Below are 21,646 nucleotides of genomic sequence, written 5' to 3' on the forward strand. Positions count from 1 at the left end.
GCGGTTCAAAGGCGTTGATGCCTGCCCTAGACACCTGACCAGACGGCTGAAAAAGAGACTGCCCGGTCACGGTAAAAAGGGCTGGAGAAACTAGTTGACGACCTAACGATTCCGCGCTATTTATTTAAAAAAATTATTTCAATGTGTAATTTGAAATTATTTTTGAAATGCCTAAGAGCGAATAAAATAATGAAAAAAACGTCTTTTATCGCATGGTTGATTTCTCGGGGCAGTCAGCGCTCCGTAAACCTGTTTGCTGCCCCAATGCACACCGAATGTGTACGGAGGTTGCCATGAATCAGACCCTGGCCGCCCCGCACGTCTGGACCGACGGTAAGCGCCACCTGTGGTGGCTCGGCATCATGCCACTGGCAACCCCCTTGCTCTCCGGCGCCCTGGCGATCGGTACCGGCGTACAGCAATTGTGGTGGGTGGGTGTGCTGGTGATCTTCGGCTTGATCCCCCTGATCGACGGCCTGCTCGGCGAAGATGTCAGCAACCCGCCTGAATCTGCCGTCAGCAACCTTGAATCCCAACGTTACTATCGCTGGATCGTCTACACCGGTGTGCTGTTTGTGATCTCTTCAGTGATTATCACCGGCTGGCTGGCCGCCGGTGGCATCGACTGGATCATCAACGGCGGCCTGCTGAACGCCACGGCCACGCTGGAGCCGTCGAGCTGGCTGGCCAAGGCTGCTGCATTCGTCACCGCACGCACTGAACTGCATGGCCACATCAGCGTGTTCACTTACCTGGGTATGGCAATGTCCACCGGCGCTGCCACGGGTATCGCGATCAACACCGCCCATGAACTGGGGCACAAACCCAAGCCCCTGGAAGTGTTCCTGGCCAAGGTCACCCTGGCGCCGACGTTCTACGGGCACTTCTACACCGAACATAACCGCGGCCATCACGTTCGGGTCGCCACCCCGGAGGATCCCGCCAGTTCGCGGCTGGGGGAAAGTTTTTGGGCATTCCTGCCGCGTTCGGTGTGGTTCAGCGCCGTGTCAGCCTGGAACCTGGAGCGCGAACGCCTGCGCAAACTCGGGTTGCCGGCCTTGCACTGGAAGAACGCCGTGCTCAGTGCCTGGATGTACAGCGTGGTGTTGTGGGGCGCGATGATTGCCTGGTTGGGCGCGGCGGTGATTCCGTTCCTGATCATCCAGGGCATCTACGGGTTTTCGTTGCTGGAAGTGGTGAACTACGTCGAGCATTACGGCCTCAAGCGCCAGAAGTTGCCCAATGGCCGTTACGAACGCTGCTCGCCGCGCCATTCATGGAACAGTAACCGGATTGTCACCAATATCTTCCTGTTCCAACTTCAGCGGCATTCCGATCACCATGCCAACCCCACGCGCAGTTATCAGTCGTTGCGCCACTTCGATGAGTCACCGCAACTTCCGTATGGTTACGCGAGCATGATTGTCTGGGCCTATGTGCCTTACTTGTGGCGACGTCGTATGGACCATCGGGTACTCAATCATTACGCCGGGGATATCACCCTGACCAATCTTCAACCGTCACAGCGTTTGAAGTATCTGGAGAAGTACAGCAACAGCGCCAAGCCGTTTTGAAATGAAGTAAGCAGTACGGGCGTACTCGGGATCTGTGTATCGCGCAGGTCCTTGTCGCCCCCAGTATCAGGTGCAAGAACGTGGTTTGACCCTACAAAAATAATTTCAAGGGAAGGACGTACACCATGCAAAGTTCTGCCAAGTTCACCGCCCACATCCTGCTGGCAGCGATGGGCCTGATTGTCTATCACCAGGCCCAGGCTGCCCGTATCGAACCTGCCGGCAGTGCCTTCACGGCTCAAGGGCCCATCAGCTTCTCCAAAGGCAAGCTGATCAGCGCCGACTGCACTATCAAGGTGGCCGGCAAGGTTGCAGCCGATGGCTCATCGGTGAATGTCGATAAAGTCGAGTTCGACGGTGGCCTCAAATGCAGCCGTGTCGAAGCGATCAACTTGCCCTGGGTGTTGGTCGCCAAAGATACAAAGAGTGGCTCGATGTCCAGGATCAGTGTCGATGTGCACGCCTTTGGCCTGGGCGGCAAGTGCGGCCCTTCAACCGCCGACGGTACTTGGGACAACGCCACCGGCAAGTTGGAAGCCGCCAATGTTGCTATTGGCGAAGACTGCAAGATCAACACGGTATCCATCAAGATGCCGGCCAACTTCAAAGTGGTCGAATAAACCGTTCCAACTGTTGCAGCGGTAAATGCATTGAAATTTGGCTGGAAAGGGAAGTTCTGCAGTTTCACCGTGACCTCTCGATCATGGCCATTACCCCTGGCGAAATGAATCGCCATAACATGTGAGGAAAAACAATGAAAAGCTTGAAAACTCTCGTGTCGCTCTCTGCCTTGGCTGTTTGCATGGGTGCTGCCTCCATGGCCAACGCCTATAGCATCACGCCGGTTAATTCTAACTTCACTGCGCCTGGCACCATTTCGGTGAAATCACCGTCGTCCTATCAGGCCACCGTTAACTGCACCGCGAACTTTACCGGCAACGTAGATGCCACTGGGGTAGCAAAAATCACCGGAGTAACGGTCAGCGGCAGCGGCCTTTGCGCATTGCCGAAAATCACTGGGTTGCCATGGACATTGACCGCCACCGGCCCAACCGCAGGTTCGGTCGCCAATGTTGGCTATACCATTGCCTCATCGGTTCTGTACCCGGCATCCAACTGTGGCCCATCGACCATCACCGTGGGCTACAGCGGTGGGGTGCTGACGGCGGCCAATCAAGGGCTTAGCGGCAGCTGCACCGTGGTGAGCTTGAGCGTGACCCCAAGCCCAACCTTCACCATCGTGCCTTGATGGCAGGTTGAAATGCGGGGTTGATCACCTGCTCAAAAACTGGCGCCTGAACCAGGCGCCAGTTCACCAATGGCCTGGCAGCAAGACGAACCGGCAGGGCCGGCTCAGAGAGATAACAATAAGGAGTGCCGCATGAATAATAAGAAACAACAGGTGTTGCTGGGGCTGGCACTGATAGGAGGTGCGATAGTTACCGCGCCTGTGCAGGCTGGCGGTTTTTCTACCCCTACTTACGGCGCGCCCGGTTGGGGCAGGGCGTTTGCCGGTGGCTCGTTATTCAAGAACGACCCTAGCTCGGCCTATAACAACCCGGCCGCCATGGCGTTTGTCGAACACAACGTCGCGCAATTCACGGTCGACTATGCGCGGATCAAGATCAAGTACAAAGGCAATGCCTCTGACTATGCCGGCAACCCGATTTCCAGTACGCCGTTGGACGAGAATGGTTTTCCCGACGGTGCAGCGACCGCGGTCAATAACAATGATGGGGGCCAGGGTGGCTTCACTGCCTGGCTGCCGACTGGCTTCATGGTGATGCCACTGGGCGATCGGTTCGCCTTCGGCTTGAGCCAGGTCGTGCCCCAGGGCATGCGCTCCACCTGGGATGAAGACTCCAAAGTGCGCGATTTTGCCGTGGATACCAAAATCGAAACCGTCGGGTTGACGGGCTCGTTGTCTTTCAAAGTCAACGACCAGTTTTCTATCGGTGGCGGCATGATCGTGCAACACAGCAAGGGGTTCGTCAGCCAGAACGTCGACCTGTTGTCTGCGGCGGCGGTGTCCGATTCCGAGCTGGGCGGCATCAATTTCCCGTCCGATGTGGGGCACGCGTTGATGCGCGTCAAGGTCGACAATATCTCGACTGGCTGGTTTGCCGGCGTGGTGTGGAAACCCACTGAACGCGACACCTTGGGCTTGAATTACCACGCCAAGATCAAAAACAAGATGACCGGCAAATACAACCTGTATGCCGATCAGTTTTCCTACAACCTCATGACGCAACCCAGCCCATTCGGGGGCACCGGCACGTTGGTCAACACCGCGTATCCAGGCCTGGAACTGGCACCAAATGGCGCCCATGCCAGTGTCCAGCTGGACATTCCTGCCACCGCCGGCCTGGACTGGGTGCATCAGTTCAATGATCGCTTGACCCTGGGCGCAAGCGTGACGTGGACCGAATGGTCATCGTTCAAGGACCTGACGCTCGACTCCGGAGACATGCGGATTGTCTCCATTCCCTACAACTACAAGAACACCTGGATGTACTCCCTCGGCGGTGATTATCGTGCGACCGATGAGCTGACCTTGCGAGCCGGTGTGGCGATTGATCAGACACCGACACGTAACTCCACCCGCGACCCACGGATTCCGGACGGCGACCGCACGTTCCTTTCCCTGGGGGCGGGTTACGACGTCAAAGCCGTCAAGGGGCTGAGCCTGGACGTGGCCTATTCCCACCAGTTCGTGCAGAAGGTCAACCTCAAGACCAAGAACATCGATCGCCTTGGCGGTGCGAGCCTGGATGGCAAGGCCGAGTCTTCCGGGGATGTAGTGAGTTTGTCGGCAACCTACGCGTTCTAGCGATACATGCGCAGAATGGAGGAGGGCGGCAAGCGCATCTTGCTGCCTTCCCCCAGGGCTTTTTTCTGACGGGCTTTGATGTTTCTCGGTAGTCCTTGAGCAGGCTGATTCGGTCAGCCATTTTTTTCGCCCAAGGATTAAATAAAAATTTCAAAACAAAATTTGAATTTAGTCTTTCAAGTTTGTAGTGTGGTTTTACGCCGCCGCGCAGCTCGACCTGCCTGTGCTCTGGCCACATCCCGAATCAAGTAGAGGTATCCCTATGCTTATCTGGTTATTGGTGGGTTTCGCAGCAGCGATTGCCCTGGCGTATCGACAAGCCGCCGCTACCCTGTGGCTGGTCACTGGCCTGGTTTGGCTGGCAGCGGGTTACCTGTTCAACGTCGTGGCCGGCCTGGGCACCGCCGTCGCGGCGGTACTGGTGGTGTTACCGGCCCTGGTGCTGGCGCTCAAACCCCTGCGCCGCACGCTGTTGACCAGCAAGGCCCTGGGCCTGTTTCGCACGATCATGCCGGCGATGTCCGACACCGAGCGTGCGGCCATCGAGTCCGGCACTGTGTGGTGGGATGCCGAGCTGTTCAGCGGCAAGCCCAACTGGCAGCGCCTGTTGCAAGCCGCGCCGGCCAGCCTGAGTGCGGAGGAGCAAGCCTTTCTCGACAATGAGGTCGAAACCCTGTGCGACATTGCCAACGACTGGGAAACCACCCAAGTCTGGCAGGACATGTCCCCCGAAGGCTGGCAATACACCAAGGACGCCGGGTTCCTCGGCATGATTATTCCCAAGCAATACGGAGGCAAAGGCTTCTCCCACTACGCCCACTCCCAGGTGGTGATGAAGCTGTCGACTCGCTGCTCGGCGGCGGCGATTTCGGTGATGGTGCCCAACTCCCTGGGCCCGGCCGAATTGCTGCTGCATTACGGCACCGACGCCCAGCGCAATTACTACCTGCCGCGCCTGGCGCGGGGTGAAGACATCCCGTGTTTTGCCTTGACCAGCCCGTATGCCGGCTCTGACGCGGGTGCGATCCCGGACCTGGGCATTGTCTGCAAAGGTCTGCACGAAGGCGAAGAAGTGCTGGGTTTCAAAGTGACCTGGGACAAGCGTTACATCACCCTTGGCCCCATTGCCACGGTACTGGGCCTGGCATTTCGCGCCGAAGACCCGGACGGCCTGCTTGGCGCGGCCGGTTCCCTGGGAATTACCTGTGCGTTGATCCCGACTTCTCATCCCGGGGTGAACAGCGGTCGTCGTCACTGGCCGCTGAATGCGGTGTTCCAGAACGGTCCTACCACCGGCAAGGACGTATTCATTCCACTGGAGTGGGTGATTGGCGGCCGTGAACAAGTCGGCAACGGCTGGCGCATGTTGATGGAGTGCCTGGCCGCGGGCCGGGCGATTTCCCTGCCTTCGGCGAACGTTGGCCTGGGCAAGGTCGCCGTGCGCGGCACTACGGCCTATGCGGCGATGCGCAAGCAGTTCGGCTTGCCCATCGGCAAGTTCGAAGGGGTGCAGGCTCCGTTGGCGCGCATGGCCGGGCATCTGTATGCCTGCGATGCGGTGCGCAAGGTGTCGGTAGCGTCCCTGGATGCCGGCGAGAAACCTTCAGTGATCTCGGCCATTGCCAAATACCACGTCACTGAGCGCGCGCGCATCATCGTCAACGACGGCATGGACATTGTCGCCGGCAAGGGCATCTGCATGGGGCCCAATAACTTCCTCGCCCGTGCCTATCAGCAAAGCCCCATCGCCATTACGGTGGAAGGCGCCAACATCATGACCCGCTGCCTGATCATCTTTGGCCAGGGCCTGATTCGTTGCCACCCCTATGTGTTGCGCGAAATGGAAGCGGCGCGCAACCCGGACCGGCGCAAGGCGCTGGAAGACTTCGACAGCGCGATGTTCGGCCATGTGAGTTTTGTACTGGCCAACACCGTGCGCGCAGCCGTGCATTCCCTGACTGGCGGGCGCCTGCTTGCCGCGCCAGCCAAGACCGACCCGGCGCTGGCGTCCTACTACCGTCAGGCCAATCGGCTGTCGGTGGTGCTGGCGTTGATCTCGGACATTTCCATGGGCGTGCTCGGGGGGGCCCTCAAGCGCAAGGAAAGTATCACCGGGCGTTTGGGGGATATTCTGTCGCAGCTGTACATCCTGTCGTGCGTGCTCAAGCGTTTCGAGGACGACGGCCGGCCCCAGGCAGATCTGCCGCTGGTGCATTGGGCGGCGCAGGACGCGTTGCTGCGCGCCCATGAAGCCTTGGCCGAAGTGCTCGACAACTACCCGTCGAAACCAGCGGCGACGGTGGTGCGCGCGTTGAGTTTTCCGTTTGGCATTCCCCTGCACAAACCGTCGGATCGTCTGTTGGCGCAAGTGGCCGATGTGGTGCAAACCCCTGGGGAAACCCGCGACCGCTTGCTGGCCAATTCCTACATACCGCGCCCGGAAATCGACAAGCTGGCCTACGGCGAATTGGGCTTTCGTTTACTGCCACAGGTGGAGTCGATCGAGGCTCGGCTTAAACCCGCCATCAAGCAAGGTTTGCTTGGCCCGCTGCCGATTTCGGCCACGGCCTTTACCGAATGGCGCGTCAAGGCGCGGGCGCTGGACTTGATCAGCGACGACGAGGACGCCTTGCTGGGCCGCTATGTGGAATACGCCGACCACGGTATCCAGGTGGATGACTTCCCCCAGGACTTTGGTTTGCTGGAGGCGTTGCAGCAGCGCAAGCAGGCGCTCGAACCGACCGCCAAACGGCGCAGCAGCCAAAGCGAAAACGCCCCGGTGAATTGACAGTGTGGGAGGGGGCTTGCCCCCTCCCACATTTGATTGGGTTTACAAGGCAAATGTGTGGTGTGAGTGAGTGCTTACCATGAGTGACAACTACCTTTCATTCGTCAACTCCCCCTGGGGCCGTCGCCTGGCCCAGGCTATTGGCTTGCCGCAACCCTTGCCGCTGCAGCGTTATCGCAGCGGCCAGGCCGGGCTGGCCAACCCGGTGATCATCGCCGGGGCAGGGCGCCTGGCGGCGTCGGTGCTGCGTAACTTCAGCGCCACCGACACCGTCGCCGCCACGGCGGCAACCCTCAAGGCGCCGTCGACGGTCAAGGTGCAAGGCGCAGTGTTTGATGCCAGTGGCGTGGTCGATCTGCAACAGTTGGACGAGCTCTACCTGTTCTTCCACGCCAATGCCAAACGCCTCGGTCAACATGGCCGAGTGGTGGTGCTCGGCACCGCGCCGGAACACTGCCAGGGCTTGCCCCAAGCCATCGCCCAGCGCGCCCTCGAGGGTTTGGTGCGCTCGCTGGCCAAGGAGCTGCGTCGGGCGATCACCGTGCAATTGTTGTATGTGGCGCCGGGTGCCGAGGAGGCATTGGACAGTAGTTTGCGCTTCTTCCTCTCACGCCGCTCTGCCTATGTATCGGGGCAGGTGGTGCGCCTGGAAAAACCTGTGGATGGCAACACCACCGTCAATTGGGACAAACCCTTCGCCGGTCGCCGTGCCTTGGTCACCGGTGCTTCCCGAGGCATCGGCCTGGCCATCGCCCAGGTGCTGGCGCGTGACGGCGCCCATGTGGTGTGCGTGGACGTGCCCCAGGCCCAGCAAGCCTTGCAACAGGCCGCCGCCAGCGTCGGCGGGTCGTCGTTGCCCCTGGACATCACCGCCGCCGATACTGCCGCGCTGTTGCAAGCCCATGCCAACCAGTACGGTGGCTTTGATGTGGTGGTGCACAACGCCGGGATCACGCGTGACAAGACCATCGCCAAGATGACTGAAGCCGCCTGGCGCAGCGTGATGGCGGTCAACCTCCAGGCGCCGTTGCAGCTCAGTGAAGCCTTGCTCGACAACCAGGGCATCAACGCCGGTGGGCGCATCATCTGCGTGTCGTCGATCTCAGGGATTGCCGGCAACCTGGGGCAAAGCAACTACGCCACCTCCAAGGCGGGCGTGATTGGCCTGGTGCAAGGTCTGGCACCGCATGCGGCGGCCCGGCAGGTCACAGTGAATGCGGTGGCGCCCGGTTTTATCGAAACCCAGATGACCGCGAAGATCCCGTTGATGATCCGTGAGGCCGGGCGGCGCATGAATTCATTGTCTCAGGGCGGGCAGCCCATTGATGTGGCCGAGACCATCGCCTGGCTCGCTCATCCTGCGTCGGGCGGAGTGAATGGCCAGGTCGTGCGAGTGTGTGGCCAAAGCCTGTTGGGAGCCTGAAGCGATGGACTATGTGACACAGATTATCGACCCGCCGCCGTCGCGCACGCAGCTGCTGCTCGACGGTATGCGCGCTATGCGCAAGCCCAAGCTCGACGGTGCGCCGCTGTTACCCACGGCGTGCCTGGTGCGCTCCGCGGTGGCGCTTTCCCCCGCGGGTATCGCCGCTTACGCACGGGCCTGTGGCTTTCGGCGTGAACAGGGCGTGCCGCTGTCCTACCCTCATGTGTTGGCGTTCCCACTGCATTTGATGCTGCTGACCCGGCCAAGCTTCCCGTACCCGGCCAGCGGCATGGTGCACCTGGCCAATCGCATTCGCCAGCACCAACGCCTGCACGAGGGCCAGGCGTTGCGCGTGGAGGTGTACTGCGAGCGCTGGGTCGCGCATCCCAAGGGGCAGGCGCTGAGTATCGCCACCCGGGCCTACGGTGCTGACGTCCTGGTGTGGGAAAGCGACAGCCTGTACCTGCGTCGTGACGTCGATGACCCCGTGGGCGAACCCTGGAGTGACCCTTTGCCGCTGCAGGAAGACGGTTTGTTGCGTACCCAACGCTGGGTGTTGCCGGCTGACCTGGGGCGACGCTTTGCCAAGGTCTCGGGGGATTTCAATCCGATTCACACCTCGGTCATTGGCGCCAGGCTCTTTGGTTTTCGCCGTGCCATCGCCCATGGCATGTGGACGCTGGGCCGTGCATTGGCGGCGCAACAACCGCCCGGTGGCCTGGAGCAGGCGCAAGCGCATTGCGATTTCAAGTTGCCGATTTTCCTGCCTGGCCAGGTCGCCCTGTGGAGCCACCCGGTGACCGGCCCACGACGTGAGTTCGAAGTGCGCAATTTCGCCGGGGACAAACCCCATATGCGCGGGCTGTTTATTTGGAAAGAGAACCAGTGATGAGTGACTACAGCTTCAACCCGGCGCCAACTCGCCGCGTGGCGATTATCGGCGGCAATCGCATTCCGTTTGCTCGCTCCAACACGGTGTATGCCCATGACAGCAACCAGGATCTGCTGGTCGCCGCTCTCCAGGGCCTGGTCGACCGTTACAAGCTGCATGGCCAACGCGTGGGCGAATTTGCCGCTGGGGCAGTGATCAAGCATTCGCGGGATTTCAACCTGGCCCGTGAAGCGCTGTTGTCCACCACACTGTCGCCGCAAACCCCGGCCTATGATGTGCAGCAAGCCTGCGGCACCGGGCTTGAAGCTGCGCTGCTGGTGGCGAATAAAATCGCTCTGGGCCAGATCGAAGTCGGCATTGCCGGTGGCGCCGACACAACCTCCGACGCGCCTATCGGCATCAACGAATCCTTGCGCCATACCTTGCTTGCGGCCAATCGCGCCAAGGGTATGGGCGACAAGCTCAAGCAACTCCTCAACGTACGCCCGTCGATGTTGTTCAAGCCGCTGCTGCCGCGCAATGGCGAGCCGCGTACGGGGCTGTCCATGGGCGAGCACTGCGAAGAAATGGCCAAGCGCTGGCAGATCAAGCGCCTGGCCCAGGACGAGTTGACCCTTACCAGCCACCAACGATTGGACGCGGCCTATAACCGCGGTTTTTTCGACGACCTGATCAGCCCCCATCGCGGCCTGGCCCGCGACAATAACCTGCGTGCCGATATCAGCCTGGAGAAACTGGCGGGCCTGTCGCCGGTATTCGATCGCCAGAACGGCACGCTCACTGCCGGCAACTCCACGCCCTTGACCGATGGCGCCTCGGTGGTGCTGCTTGCCAGCGAAGAATGGGCTACCGCCAATGGCTGGCCGGTGCTGGCTTACTTGCGCACGGGTGAGACGGCGGCGGTAAATTTTGTCGACGGCACCGAGGGCCTGCTGATGGCACCGGCCTACGCCGTGCCGCGCATGTTGCAACGGGAAGGCTTGAGTTTTGCCGACTTTGATTTATTCGAGATACACGAAGCGTTTGCCGCCCAGGTGCTGTGTACGCTCAAAGCGTGGGAAGACCCTGAATATTGCCGCGAGCGGCTCGGCCTTGATGCACCCCTGGGCACCATCGAGCGCAGCAAGATGAACGTCAACGGTGGCTCACTGGGCTGCGGCCATCCTTTCGCGGCCACTGGCGGTCGGCAATTGGCGGCGCTGGCCAAGGCGATCCATGAACGTGGTGGCGGTCGCGGCCTGATCTCGATCTGTGCGGCGGGTGGGCTGGGCATTACCGCCATCGTCGAAAAGTAACGCTTTTAAAAACAACAATAAGGACACTGCCATGAACGCTATCAGCCTGGAACACACCGAACGTATCTGGTTGAACACTTACCTGCCCGGCGTTCCAGCCGATATCGAGGCCGGGATCGAGGCGTATCCGTCGCTGCGTGAAGTGTTCCTGGAGCATCTGGAAAAGTTCAGCGAGCGGGTGGCCTACGTCAGCATCGGCACCGAAATGACCTACGCCGACTGGCGGGTTCAGGGCATCGCCTTTGCCGCCTGGTTACAGGGCCAGGGCGTAAAGAAGGGCGACCGCGTGGCGCTGATGATGCCCAACTGCTTGCAATACCCGATCTGCCTGTTGGGCACGATCCTGGCCGGTGCCGTGGTGGTCAACGTCAACCCGTTGTACACCGCCCATGAACTCAAGCACCTGCTCAAGGACAGCGGCGCCGAAACCGTGGTGATCTTCGAGAACTTCGCCCACACCCTGGAAAAAGCCATGGCCGGCAGCAGCGTCAAGCGCGTGGTGCTAGCGGCTATCGGTGATTTGCTGGGGACCTTCAAGGGCGCTGCGATGAACTTTATCCTGCGCCGCGTGCAGAAGCAGGTGCCAGCCTTCACGCTGCCCGGCGCGCTGCGCTTCAACCAGGTGCTCAAACAGGGCAGGGGGTTGCACCACTTGCCGGTTGCGTTGGATCGCGATGAACTGGCCTTCCTGCAGTACACCGGCGGCACTACCGGCGATGCCAAGGGCGTGATGCTCAGCCATCGCAATATCATTGCCAACCTGCTGCAAGCCAAGGCCTGGGTCGGCGACCAACTGGACCAGCACAAGCAGGAAACCAATGTGACTCTGCTGCCGCTTTACCACATCTTTTCGCTGACCGTGAATTGCCTGATGTTCATGTGCCTGGGCGGGCGCAATATCCTCATCGCCAACCCGCGGGACGTGAAGCGGGTGCAGATGATCCTGCGCAAAGAGCGCTTCAACGGGATTGCCGGGGTTAACACGCTGTTTAATGGCTTGCTGGAGAACAAGGAGTTCTGCTCGCGGGATTTTTCCGATCTGCGCCTGGTGATCGCCGGCGGTATGGCCACCCACACCGCGGTGGCCAAGCGCTGGAAGGAGGTGACCGGGCTGCCGATCATCGAAGGCTACGGGCTGACCGAGTGTTCGCCGGTGGTGAGCATCAGCCCTATCGATATTTCGCGTATGCGCGAGATGGAATTCACCGGCAGCATCGGCGTGCCGTTGCCGTCGACCTGGGTACGTTTCATGCGCGAAGACGGCGAGCTGGCTGACATCGGCGAGCAAGGCGAGCTGCAAGTACGTGGCCCGCAAGTGATGCAGGGCTACTGGAAGCGGCCCAAGGAAACCGCTGAGGTATTGGATGCCGACGGTTGGCTGTCCACGGGCGATATCGGGGTGATGGACGCGCGCGGATATATTCGCCTGGTGGACCGCAAGAAGGACATGATTCTGGTCTCGGGTTTCAATGTGTACCCCAATGAAATCGAGGACGTGGTGGCGATGCATCCGGGTGTCGCAGAAGTGGCGGCGATCGGTGTGGAAGATGCCGTGAGTGGGGAGAAGGTCAAGATCATCGTGGTGCGCAAGGATCCGGCCCTGACCCAGGAGCAGATTCTTGCGCATTGCCGGGAATACCTGACGGGGTACAAGGTGCCCCGGTATGTGGAGTTTCGCAGTACCGAGCTGCCCAAGACGACTGTTGGCAAGGTACTGCGGCGCGCATTGCGCTGACTCGGTTCACCGGGGCTCGCCAATCGTCAGAGGTAACCATCTTCCCGGAAATTGAGACCAATGACATCCTCGCTGTGGATCGGTCGGATGCTTTTGATCAAAAAGTCAGTCTTGCCATTTCCCGTCAAATCGACACCGAGTAAGTACCTATTGGTTTTTGGGTTGAATGTCAGGATGGTATCGCCCGGTTGTCCGCTGTACTGAGTGACGTAGTTGAACTTGAGCTGCGTGTTTTCGCTCAGGCTGCTCAAGTCGATCTTGTCCTGGCCTGTGGTGAAGTCCATGAGCAAGTCGGCGTTGTTGCGCAGCGAGTCGCTGGCGGCATGATAAGTGAAAGTGTTGAAGCCACCGTTTCCGGTCAGAATGTCGGCTCCGCCACCTCCGGTCAGGACGTTGTCCGCACTGTTTCCGGTAATACGATCGTTGCCTGTGCCGCCTTTGGCGTTTTCGATAAGGGTTTGGGCGCTGATGTGCACGTTGTCAGTCAAACCACCCACGCTGGAACGCGAATCCGGAGCCAGGTTGATTCGCTGATTTTGCGCGAAGCCAGAGAAGTCCAGCGTGTCATTGCCTTGTTTGTCGTGCACGCTGAAACCGGGCTTGTCGGTGGGAGAGGTCAGGCTGGTTTCAGGCTTGCCGGTATTGGAATTGAAGCCATAAACAGTGTCGGCGACCTCGCACTCGGGATGTGAAGGCGTTACTGGGGGCTTGGGTACCGGCTTGGGGACTGGAGTCGTTGTAGGTTCTGTCTCAGGCTCTGGTTGAGGTGGCGTTACCGGGGGCGTGGGTACCGGTTTGGGGACTGGAGTCGTTGTAGGTTCTTTCTCAGGCTCTGGTTGAGGTGGCGCAACTGGCGTGGCACTGGTCAAAATATCCTCGGGTTTTATGGGCTTTTCACTCAGAATCACCAGCATGGAATAGGGGTCGCCAGTTACATTCATGGTCAGCCTGTAGCGCTTGATACTCTCATCGTAGTCCAGCGTCAGTTCACCTTTCTTCCCCGTGTGCCGGTCAACAAACGTGGGTTTCTGGATGCCCGCATCTTTCAACATAGTTGACAGATCAATCTTGTCGATGCCACTTGTGAAGTCTGTGAGTGTATCGGGATTTTCACCCGATGAGTCGCTGACACTGTTATATACAAACGTATCTGCGCCACCTCCACCGGTCAGCGTGTCGCCGCCAGCACCTCCCCTCATGCGATTGTTGACATTATTGCCGATCAGCACATCGTGCCCGGAGCCGCCAATGGCGTTTTCAATAACAACGCCCTTGGCAATTGATACATTACCCTCACGGCCGCCGACATCCGAGAGTGTTCCCGCGTTCAAGTTTATCCTTTGATTTTTTTTGAAACCGGAAAAATCCAGAGTGTCCTCGCCGCCGTTATCCCAGACACAAAAGAACGGCAAGTCGTTGGGGGAAGTCAACGTATAGTGGTCGCGCTCTGTGTTGGAGTTGAAACCGTAGGTCGTATTGCCTTTACGGGTTTCGTCGTTGGCCTTGTATCGCAGATGAGCGCCGGCAATATCGTGCATCATCGGGGTTTGGGAAGAGTCCGCGACGAAGGAGTTTTTACTGTTTTCATAGGGGCGAAACATGGTGAAACCATAACTCATAGTGCTATAGACGTCGCTGCTTTGAGGGAGGTCAAGGTCCGGATGCTCAAGTCCCAAGGTGTGTCCGATTTCGTGGACCATTGCCGCATGTAGCCCAGCCCCTTCATTTTTTCCGATGTCTATCCTCTGAGCGCCGTAAGCATTTGGCAACGTAGCGCTACCGCCCCCGCCTGAGACTTCCCGAACTGACAGGTGAGTGTCAGCATTTTTGCCATTTTCGACAAACTTGACTTTTATAACATCTTCCCAAGACTGAAGTGCCTGCCTGAATGCTCTTTTCTTGGCCTCGCTGAATTCGCTAAGTGTATAGGAGATCGTTATTTGTCCGTCACCATTGCGATCTTTTATTTTATAGTTGCTTCGAGTGAGGCTTTTGGCAACTTCATTGGAAGGGTCGGAGGAGGGTGAGTTACTGGCGGGTAACTTGGAAGTTCCGGTTGTCACAGGAAGCGGTTTTGCGGGCGGGCAATAAACGCGAATGGACGACATGATAGAGGCTCTTGAGTAAGTGGATATTAGTTGCTGGCCATGCTTGCAATTGATATTTAAGGCAGGGGTAAGTTAGACGCTTTTTGGAGGCTGCTCTAGGGGTACAGTATTTCGATATATGATTGTGTTGTTAGGTAACTGCGGCCGTGTTACTGGTGTGCTAAGTGTTGTCGGAATAATTACTTTGTGGGGGAGGCGGCAAGATATTTAAGCGAAGGGTGACGGTTAACTTGTCAGGCAGAATAGGCGTTGAATGAGGCGTGCGTTCATGTTTTCGTTATTTAGCAAGCAAGCAATGAGTGCGCGTAAAGAACATGCAACACTGAGTGACGTCGCCCGTAGACAGGGCGACGTGATTGATTATTTGCACCGTGATTGATTAAAGCGCGCTGACCTTGACCCAACGTTCTTCGAGGGCTGCTACGCGAATCGCTGTTGCCAACCGCTCCACCTCCCATGCAGCCTCGAAGTCCGTGCCATCCGCACCTTGCCCCGCCAGCGCCATGATCAACTCCTGCACCTCCAGCGTCTTCAACTCGTTGTAGCCCAACTGATGCCCCGCCGCCGGGCTGAACGCCGCATAGCCGGGCAGCGCAGGGCCGGCCAGCACGCGTTGGAAGCCGTCCTGGCCGACGCGGTGCAGGCGCAGTTCATTCAAGCGCTCCTGATCGAATGCCAAGGTACCTTTGGTGCCGCTTATCTCAAAGCACAGGTGGTTTTTGTAGCCGTGTTTGAGCCAGCTGCTGCTCACCGTGCCGCGTGCACCATTGGCGAAGCGCAGCAGGGCGTGCACCTGGTCATCCACGGCGATGGATTTCAAATCAGTGCTGCCTTGGGTAGCGGGGCGCTGAGCATGCACGGTCTGGGTATCGGCACACACACTGACCACATCGCCCACCAGGTAACGGGCCATCGACAGCAAATGGCTGCCCAGGTCAGCCAGAGCACCACCGGCGTGGCCCACTTCGCAGCGCCACGACCACGGCGAGACTGGGTCGGCCATGAAGTCTTCGCTGAACTCACCCTGGAAGCTGATGATCTGGCCCAGCTCACCCCGGGCTAGCATCTGGCGCGCCAACACGATCATCGGGTTGTGCTGGTAGTTGTAGCCCACTCGCGTCACCACCCCGGCGCTGCTGGCTGCACGGCGCATGGCATCGGCTTGCTCCAGGCTGATGGCCAGGGGTTTCTCGCAATACACCGCTTTGCCCGCCGCAATCGCGGCCATGGCCATGGGGTAGTGCAGGTGGTTGGGGGTGGTGATGGCCACGACATCGACCTTGGGGTCCTCGATCAGCGCCTGCCAATCGCCATGGGCCTGGGCAAAACCCCAGGCCGTTGCGCAGCGTCGGGCGCGCTCGGTGTCGGCATCGGCCAGGGCAGCAAGCTTCAGCTGTACCGGCAACTCGAACACTGTGCGCGCATTATTGAACGCCAACGCGTGGGCACGGCCCATGAAGCCTGTGCCGATCAAGCCGATTCCGAGTTCACGCATAGCCGTGGTCCTTTGGATTATTGTTTTCAGGGATGGCATTAATGGAATAAAAATTCGCAAATATCAATAGTTGGAATAAAAATTCACTCATCACTTCAGTTGATATGAACCTATTCAGCCGTAGCCAAACGCCGCCAGTTAACAAAAGATAACGTAGCGCCGATTGTCAGACGATTCCAAAGCCCGATAGGATGGCCCGTGCTGACTCCAGGCGCTCTAGATTGCAGGTTTCAACGTCCTGGAAGATAAGCCGACCTAACAATAATAAATGGGAGAAAGGTCTATGAGTGAGCCTGTCATGGGTTGGGTTGTTTGCCGCCCACGCGCCGCACGCAGGGTTGCGTTGCTGGCCACAGCGCTCTCGCTGCTTGCCGGTGCGGTGTTGTCTACGCCCGTGCTGGCCGCCAGCGATACCTCCGCCGCCGCGGTATTTGCGATTCAATCCCCCAAGGCCGCCAAAGGCTTGATGATCGATGTGGTTCACGCCGGCAAGCGCCTGGTGGCGGTCGGTGATCGTGGGCATATCCTGTATTCCGATGACCAGGGCAACACCTGGACCCAAGCCAAAGTCCCCACCCGGCAACTGCTCACGGCGGTGTTTTTCGTCGATGACAAACAGGGCTGGGCCGTCGGCCATGATGCGCAAATTCTTGCCAGTTCCGATGGCGGCGCCACTTGGACTCAGCAATATGAAGACCTCAAGCGCGAAGCGCCGCTACTCGATGTGTGGTTCAACGATGCCAGGCACGGACTGGCCGTCGGCGCCTACGGTGCGTTGATTGAAACCACCGACGGCGGCACCACCTGGGCCGACGTCAGTGACCGCCTCGATAACGAAGACCAGTTTCACCTCAACGCCATTGCCCGGATCAAGGGCGCCGGCCTGTTTATCGTCGGCGAACAGGGCAGCATGTTCCGCTCCAGCGACGATGGCCAAACCTGGGAGAAACTCGAAGGCCCCTACGAGGGCTCGTTGTTTGGCGTGATCAGTACGGCGCAGCCGCAGACCCTGCTGGCTTATGGCTTGCGCGGCAACCTCTATCGTTCCACGGATTTCGGCAGCACCTGGGAACAGGTCGAACTCAATGCCACACGCGGTGCGCTTGAGTTCGGCCTGTCTGGCGCCACCTTGCTTGATGATGGTGCCATCGTCGTCGTCGGCAACGGTGGCAGCGTGGTGGTCAGCCATGACGACGGCCAGACGTTCAGCGTGTTCAATCGTCCGGACCGGATTTCACTCTCGGCAGTCACAGCCGCAGGCAATGGCAACTTGATTCTGGTGGGGCAGGGTGGCGTTCGTGTCGCCACGCCCGCCGGTGCCGAACTCGTAAAACAATAAGAAGGGCGGGGAACGCATGAGCAGTCATCACAACGATAAAGCGACCTTTCTTGAGCGCCTGATTTTTAACAATCGCCCGGCGGTGATCATCATCTGCCTGCTGGTGAGTATTTTCCTGTTCTGGCAGGCGACGTTGATTCGCCCGTCTACCAGCTTTGAAAAGATGATCCCCCTCAAGCACCCCTTCATCGAAAAGATGATGGAGCACCGCAACGACCTGGCCAACCTGGGCAACACCGTGCGTATTTCGGTGGAGGCGAAGGATGGGGATATCTTTACCAAGGACTATATGGAGACCCTGCGTCAGATCAATGACGAGGTGTTCTACATCTCCGGCGTCGATCGTTCGGGCCTCAAGTCGCTGTGGAGCCCCAGCGTGCGCTGGACCGAAGTGACCGAAGAAGGCTTTGCCGGCGGTGAAGTGATCCCGCAAAGCTACAACGGCTCGCCGCAAAGCCTCGACCAACTGCGCAACAACGTGCTCAAGTCCGGCCAGGTCGGGCGTTTGGTGGCTAACGATTTCAAGTCGAGCATTGTCGATATCCCGTTGCTGGAGTCCTACCCGGACCCACAGGACCAGGGCAAGCTACTGGCCCTGGATTACCAGAAGTTTTCCCACGAGCTTGAGGACAAGATCCGCAACAAGTTCGAGGCGCAAAACCCTAATGTAAAAATCCACATTGTCGGCTTTGCCAAGAAAGTCGGAGACCTGATCGACGGCCTGATCATGGTGGTGCTGTTCTTTGGCGTGGCCTTTGGCATCACCCTGGTCCTGTTGCTGTGGTTCACCAACTGCCTGCGCAGCACCATCGCAGTGTTGAGCACCACATTGGTGGCGGTGGTATGGCAGTTGGGCCTGATGCATGCCGCCGGTTTCGGGCTGGATCCCTACTCGATGCTGGTACCGTTCCTGATCTTCGCCATCGGTATTTCCCACGGCGTACAGAAGATCAACGGCATCGCCCTGCAATCCGGTGAGGCCGACAACGCCCTGACGGCTGCGCGCCGCACGTTCCGGCAACTGTTCCTGCCGGGGATGATCGCGATTCTCGCGGATGCGGTCGGCTTTATTACCCTGCTGATCATTGATATCGGCGTGATCCGTGAACTGGCCATTGGCGCATCGATCGGCGTGGCGGTGATCGTGTTCACCAACCTGATCCTGCTGCCGGTGGCGATTTCCTACGTTGGCATCAGCAAACGCGCCATCGCCAAAAGCAAGAAAGATGCGAACCGCGAACATGCGTTCTGGCGCCTGCTGTCCAAATTCGCCAGCCCGAAAGTCGCACCGGTCTCGATTTTCCTGGCCTTGATCGCCTTTGGTGGCGGCCTGTGGTACAGCCAGAACCTGAAGATCGGCGACCTCGACCAAGGCGCACCGGAACTGCGCCCGGACTCGCGCTACAACAAAGATAACAACTTCATCATCAGCAACTACTCCACCAGCTCCGACGTGCTGGTAGTGATGGTCAAGACCCGTGCCGAAGGTTGCTCGCGCTATGAAGCCATGGCGCCCATCGACCAGTTGATGTGGAAGATGCAGAACACCGAGGGTGTGCAGTCGGCGATCTCGTTGGTGACCGTATCCAAACAAATGATCAAAGGCATGAACGAGGGCAACCTGAAATGGGAAACCCTGTCGCGTAACCCCGACGTACTGAACAACTCCATTGCCCGTGCCGATGGCCTGTACAACAACAACTGTTCCCTGGCGCCGGTGCTGGTGTTCCTCAACGATCACAAGGCCGAAACCCTCGACCGTGCGGTGCACGCTGTGCAGGACTTCGCCAAGGAAAACAACAAGGACGGCCTGGAGTTCATCCTCGCTGCTGGTAACGCAGGGATCGAAGCCGCCACCAACGAAGTGATCAAGGAGTCGGAACTGATCATCCTGATCCTGGTGTACCTGTGTGTGGCGACCATGTGCATGATCACCTTCCGGTCCTGGGCGGCGACTTTGTGCATTGTGCTGCCGCTGGTGCTGACCTCGGTGTTGGGTAACGCGCTGATGGCGTTCATGGGTATTGGCGTCAAGGTCGCGACCTTGCCGGTGGTGGCCCTGGGTGTGGGGATTGGCGTGGACTACGGTATCTACATCTACAGCCGTCTGGAAAGTTTCCTGCGTGCAGGTTTGCCGCTGCAAGAGGCGTACTACCAGACGTTGAAATCCACCGGCAAGGCTGTGCTGTTCACGGGTCTGTGCCTGGCTATCGGCGTGTGTACCTGGATCTTCTCGGCGATCAAGTTTCAGGCCGACATGGGCCTGATGCTGACCTTCATGTTGTTGTGGAACATGTTCGGCGCGTTGTGGCTACTACCCGCACTCGCGCGGTTCCTGATCAAGCCTGAGAAACTGGCGGGGCAGAAGGGCAATTCGTTGTTTGCGCATTGAGTCAATGCAAAAAGCCGCACTGTGCGGCTTTTTGCAGAGCGTCAGTTGATCAGCCTCACAGATCCAGAAAGAGCTTCTGGTCCAACGGGGCTGTAATACTGGTTTTGGTTATTTTCTCCACGACGCCATTGTTTCCTGCTTCTCTAATCAAGTCCTTTTGGGTCTTGTAGCGTTGGGATGGGATTTTCAGATGCGCAGCGTTGTGGTCGGCTCGCTTCCAGCCTTTCTGCGGATAGTGGAAGTGGGCATACCACAACGGTTCGACTTCGCCTTTTTTGCGAACTTGGTACTCGGTGAGAAAGTCGTTTGGCTTTAATTGGAAGTCCCGCTTTACCAGGTTGATATCGACAAAGCGATGGGTCCACAAGAAGTCGACATTTTCCGCTGTCGGCGGCTGAACCAGAAAGCCGTCTGCGGCGTGTTGACGGGCCTTTTGCAGCAGCTCATCTGCGGCGGCCCTCCATTGTGCAACTAAGTCGGCGGTTTCCGGTCTGGCTCTATGGCTGGCTTCGGCTTGATCCGCTGTGTCCCTGAGTTTATTGGCCAGCGGCTCTAGCATATCGTTCCAATCCTTGGGGGCAACAGTATCGCGCCGCGCCGGATCGTTAAGTTTGCGTTTCTGGAAAAGAATTGACTGCTCCTCTTTCGCCGCGTCACTCATCAGCTTTTGTGCCTCGCTCTTATAGTTCGCCAGGGACCTCGGGGGGGAGGCAAGGCGGGGAGGTGTGGGCTGCCCACGGATGATCTTCACCCACCCACGATCATTCGCGTGTTCGCTATAACTCTCCATGGGTTGGCCGCTTTGTGGGTCTATCACATCGACAATGTCAAAGGTCTGGCCCGGTTCCGGAGCGCGCAGGGTGCCGATCAAGGTCTCATTGTCTTCAGTCTTGAATACGCGTTGATTACTCGGTTTGGCCCGTTGGTCGCTGCGTGGGGGCGCTTTTGGAATTAGAAACTGCTCTTCTTCGACGACTTGGACCAACTCGGCTTCCGCTTCGGCGATGAGCTCATTGAGCACCTCGGTGAAACGCTGGTGGTATTGCGCCCGAAAGAGTTCTGGGTGCTCCTCCTGCATAAGGAGGCTGTCGCTCAATACCTGTTTGTATTTAGTGATAATGGTAGTCAGCGCGGCATTGCGTTCGCTCAAGGTGTAGCCGGTGTATTGGCGCAGATCGTTAAAAGCGACTATTTCGGTTTTCAGGGATTCTGTCAGGAAGCGCTTCATCTGCAGGCGATCAGTTGCCCCTGCGCTGCGGGCAGACCATGTCGTGGTTAGTAATTTGAGGAACGACATCCTATTCAGTTTTGATGTCAGTATTCTGGCGGCGGGAGGGGAGGTGTATCGCTCTTTGATGTACTCCTCGGCGTTTTTATTACCGAAGGGGGAGTCGTTCTTCCACTGATCAAATGTGTCACTGACCGCCTGCTTCGACGCCAATAGGTTTTCAGTAGCGTGATAGGCCATTTCGGATACTTGCATCAATTCATCGTAAGCGATCTCGGAGTCGTTATTGGACTGCCGTATCAACTCCTCCAGCGAGGCGCCGTTCACTCCAACGTGGCGGGCGTCGTTGGCCAGCTTCGTGTAAACGTCATCTATTTCAGTCAGGGCGTGCAGGACTTTTTCGTACACCTCTGAGCGGTCCTCTTTGAATTTGGACAGGTCGTCGACCCCGCCGAATTTTTTGGGTGCAATGATTTCAATGGCTTTTTCGCCAGCCACCTTTAGGGTTTGTGTCAGCGGCTTGAGCGCCTGAAGTTGCTGGTCC

At 58.4% G+C, this 21,646-nt stretch carries 14 protein-coding genes; 11 read left to right on the forward strand and 3 right to left on the reverse strand.

The genetic code is table 11. The annotated features are described in order from the left end of the window. The first annotated feature begins 293 nt into the window (after positions 1-293). The 9 genes from IH404_RS12920 to IH404_RS12960 all read left to right on the forward strand — a co-directional run bounded on the left by IH404_RS12920 (position 294) and on the right by IH404_RS12960 (position 12,540). Entirely contained in the window at positions 294-1,574 is a 1,281-nt protein-coding gene (locus IH404_RS12920) for an alkane 1-monooxygenase (RefSeq protein WP_005787821.1), read from the forward strand. Between the two features lie 125 nt (positions 1,575-1,699). Next, positions 1,700-2,194: an alkane oxidation protein activator PraA gene (praA, locus tag IH404_RS12925; protein ID WP_005787823.1), complete on the forward strand. Its 495-nt coding sequence runs from the start codon at positions 1,700-1,702 to the stop codon at positions 2,192-2,194. 134 nt (positions 2,195-2,328) lie between these two features. After that, entirely contained in the window at positions 2,329-2,823 is a 495-nt protein-coding gene (gene praB / locus IH404_RS12930; RefSeq protein ID WP_005787825.1) for an alkane oxidation protein activator PraB, read from the forward strand. Positions 2,824-2,955: 132 nt separating this feature from the next. Further along, complete coding sequence (locus IH404_RS12935) at positions 2,956-4,404, forward strand: outer membrane protein transport protein (protein WP_005787826.1); 1,449 nt, start codon at positions 2,956-2,958, stop codon at positions 4,402-4,404. A gap of 262 nt (positions 4,405-4,666) precedes the next feature. Next, on the forward strand, positions 4,667-7,192 hold the full coding sequence (locus tag IH404_RS12940; protein ID WP_122732924.1) for an acyl-CoA dehydrogenase: 2,526 nt from the start codon (positions 4,667-4,669) through the stop codon (positions 7,190-7,192). A gap of 79 nt (positions 7,193-7,271) precedes the next feature. Beyond that, positions 7,272-8,615: a 3-oxoacyl-ACP reductase gene (locus IH404_RS12945; RefSeq protein WP_005787830.1), complete on the forward strand. Its 1,344-nt coding sequence runs from the start codon at positions 7,272-7,274 to the stop codon at positions 8,613-8,615. 4 nt (positions 8,616-8,619) lie between these two features. Next, entirely contained in the window at positions 8,620-9,507 is an 888-nt protein-coding gene (locus IH404_RS12950) for a MaoC/PaaZ C-terminal domain-containing protein (RefSeq protein ID WP_122732922.1), read from the forward strand. Then, complete coding sequence (locus tag IH404_RS12955; protein ID WP_194440568.1) at positions 9,507-10,805, forward strand: acetyl-CoA C-acetyltransferase; 1,299 nt, start codon at positions 9,507-9,509, stop codon at positions 10,803-10,805. The genes IH404_RS12950 and IH404_RS12955 overlap by 1 nt, the downstream gene beginning before the upstream one ends. A 31-nt stretch (positions 10,806-10,836) precedes the next feature. Then, on the forward strand, positions 10,837-12,540 hold the full coding sequence (locus IH404_RS12960) for an AMP-binding protein (RefSeq protein ID WP_194440569.1): 1,704 nt from the start codon (positions 10,837-10,839) through the stop codon (positions 12,538-12,540). Positions 12,541-12,566: 26 nt separating this feature from the next. Here the strand turns inward: IH404_RS12960 and IH404_RS12965 are convergent, their stop codons facing one another. Together IH404_RS12965 and IH404_RS12970 are read right to left on the reverse strand one after the other, a co-directional pair. Continuing rightward, positions 12,567-14,648 carry a M10 family metallopeptidase C-terminal domain-containing protein gene (locus IH404_RS12965; RefSeq protein WP_194440570.1) on the reverse strand — a complete coding sequence of 694 codons (2,082 nt, stop codon included), beginning with the start codon at positions 14,646-14,648 and terminating at the stop codon, positions 12,567-12,569. Between the two features lie 379 nt (positions 14,649-15,027). Further along, positions 15,028-16,143 (reverse strand): Gfo/Idh/MocA family oxidoreductase, encoded by a 1,116-nt coding sequence (locus tag IH404_RS12970; RefSeq protein WP_005787838.1) that lies wholly within the window; start codon positions 16,141-16,143, stop codon positions 15,028-15,030. 298 nt (positions 16,144-16,441) lie between these two features. Between IH404_RS12970 and IH404_RS12975 the strand changes: the two genes are divergently transcribed. Both IH404_RS12975 and IH404_RS12980 read left to right on the forward strand, forming a co-directional pair. After that, the gene (locus IH404_RS12975) at positions 16,442-17,482 is read left to right on the forward strand and encodes a YCF48-related protein (protein ID WP_005787840.1); all 1,041 of its coding nucleotides are present in this window, start codon (positions 16,442-16,444) and stop codon (positions 17,480-17,482) included. Positions 17,483-17,498: 16 nt separating this feature from the next. Continuing rightward, a complete protein-coding gene (locus IH404_RS12980) occupies positions 17,499-19,874 on the forward strand; it encodes an RND family transporter (RefSeq protein WP_194440571.1) in 2,376 nt (791 codons plus the stop codon). A gap of 55 nt (positions 19,875-19,929) precedes the next feature. Here the strand turns inward: IH404_RS12980 and IH404_RS27845 are convergent, their stop codons facing one another. Further along, positions 19,930-21,600 (reverse strand): hypothetical protein, encoded by a 1,671-nt coding sequence (locus IH404_RS27845; RefSeq protein WP_242462660.1) that lies wholly within the window; start codon positions 21,598-21,600, stop codon positions 19,930-19,932. Between the last annotated feature and the right edge of the window lie 46 nt (positions 21,601-21,646).

The sequence above is a fragment of the Pseudomonas sp. OST1909 genome, from assembly GCF_015277575.1.
Classification (GTDB): domain Bacteria; phylum Pseudomonadota; class Gammaproteobacteria; order Pseudomonadales; family Pseudomonadaceae; genus Aquipseudomonas; species Aquipseudomonas synxantha_A.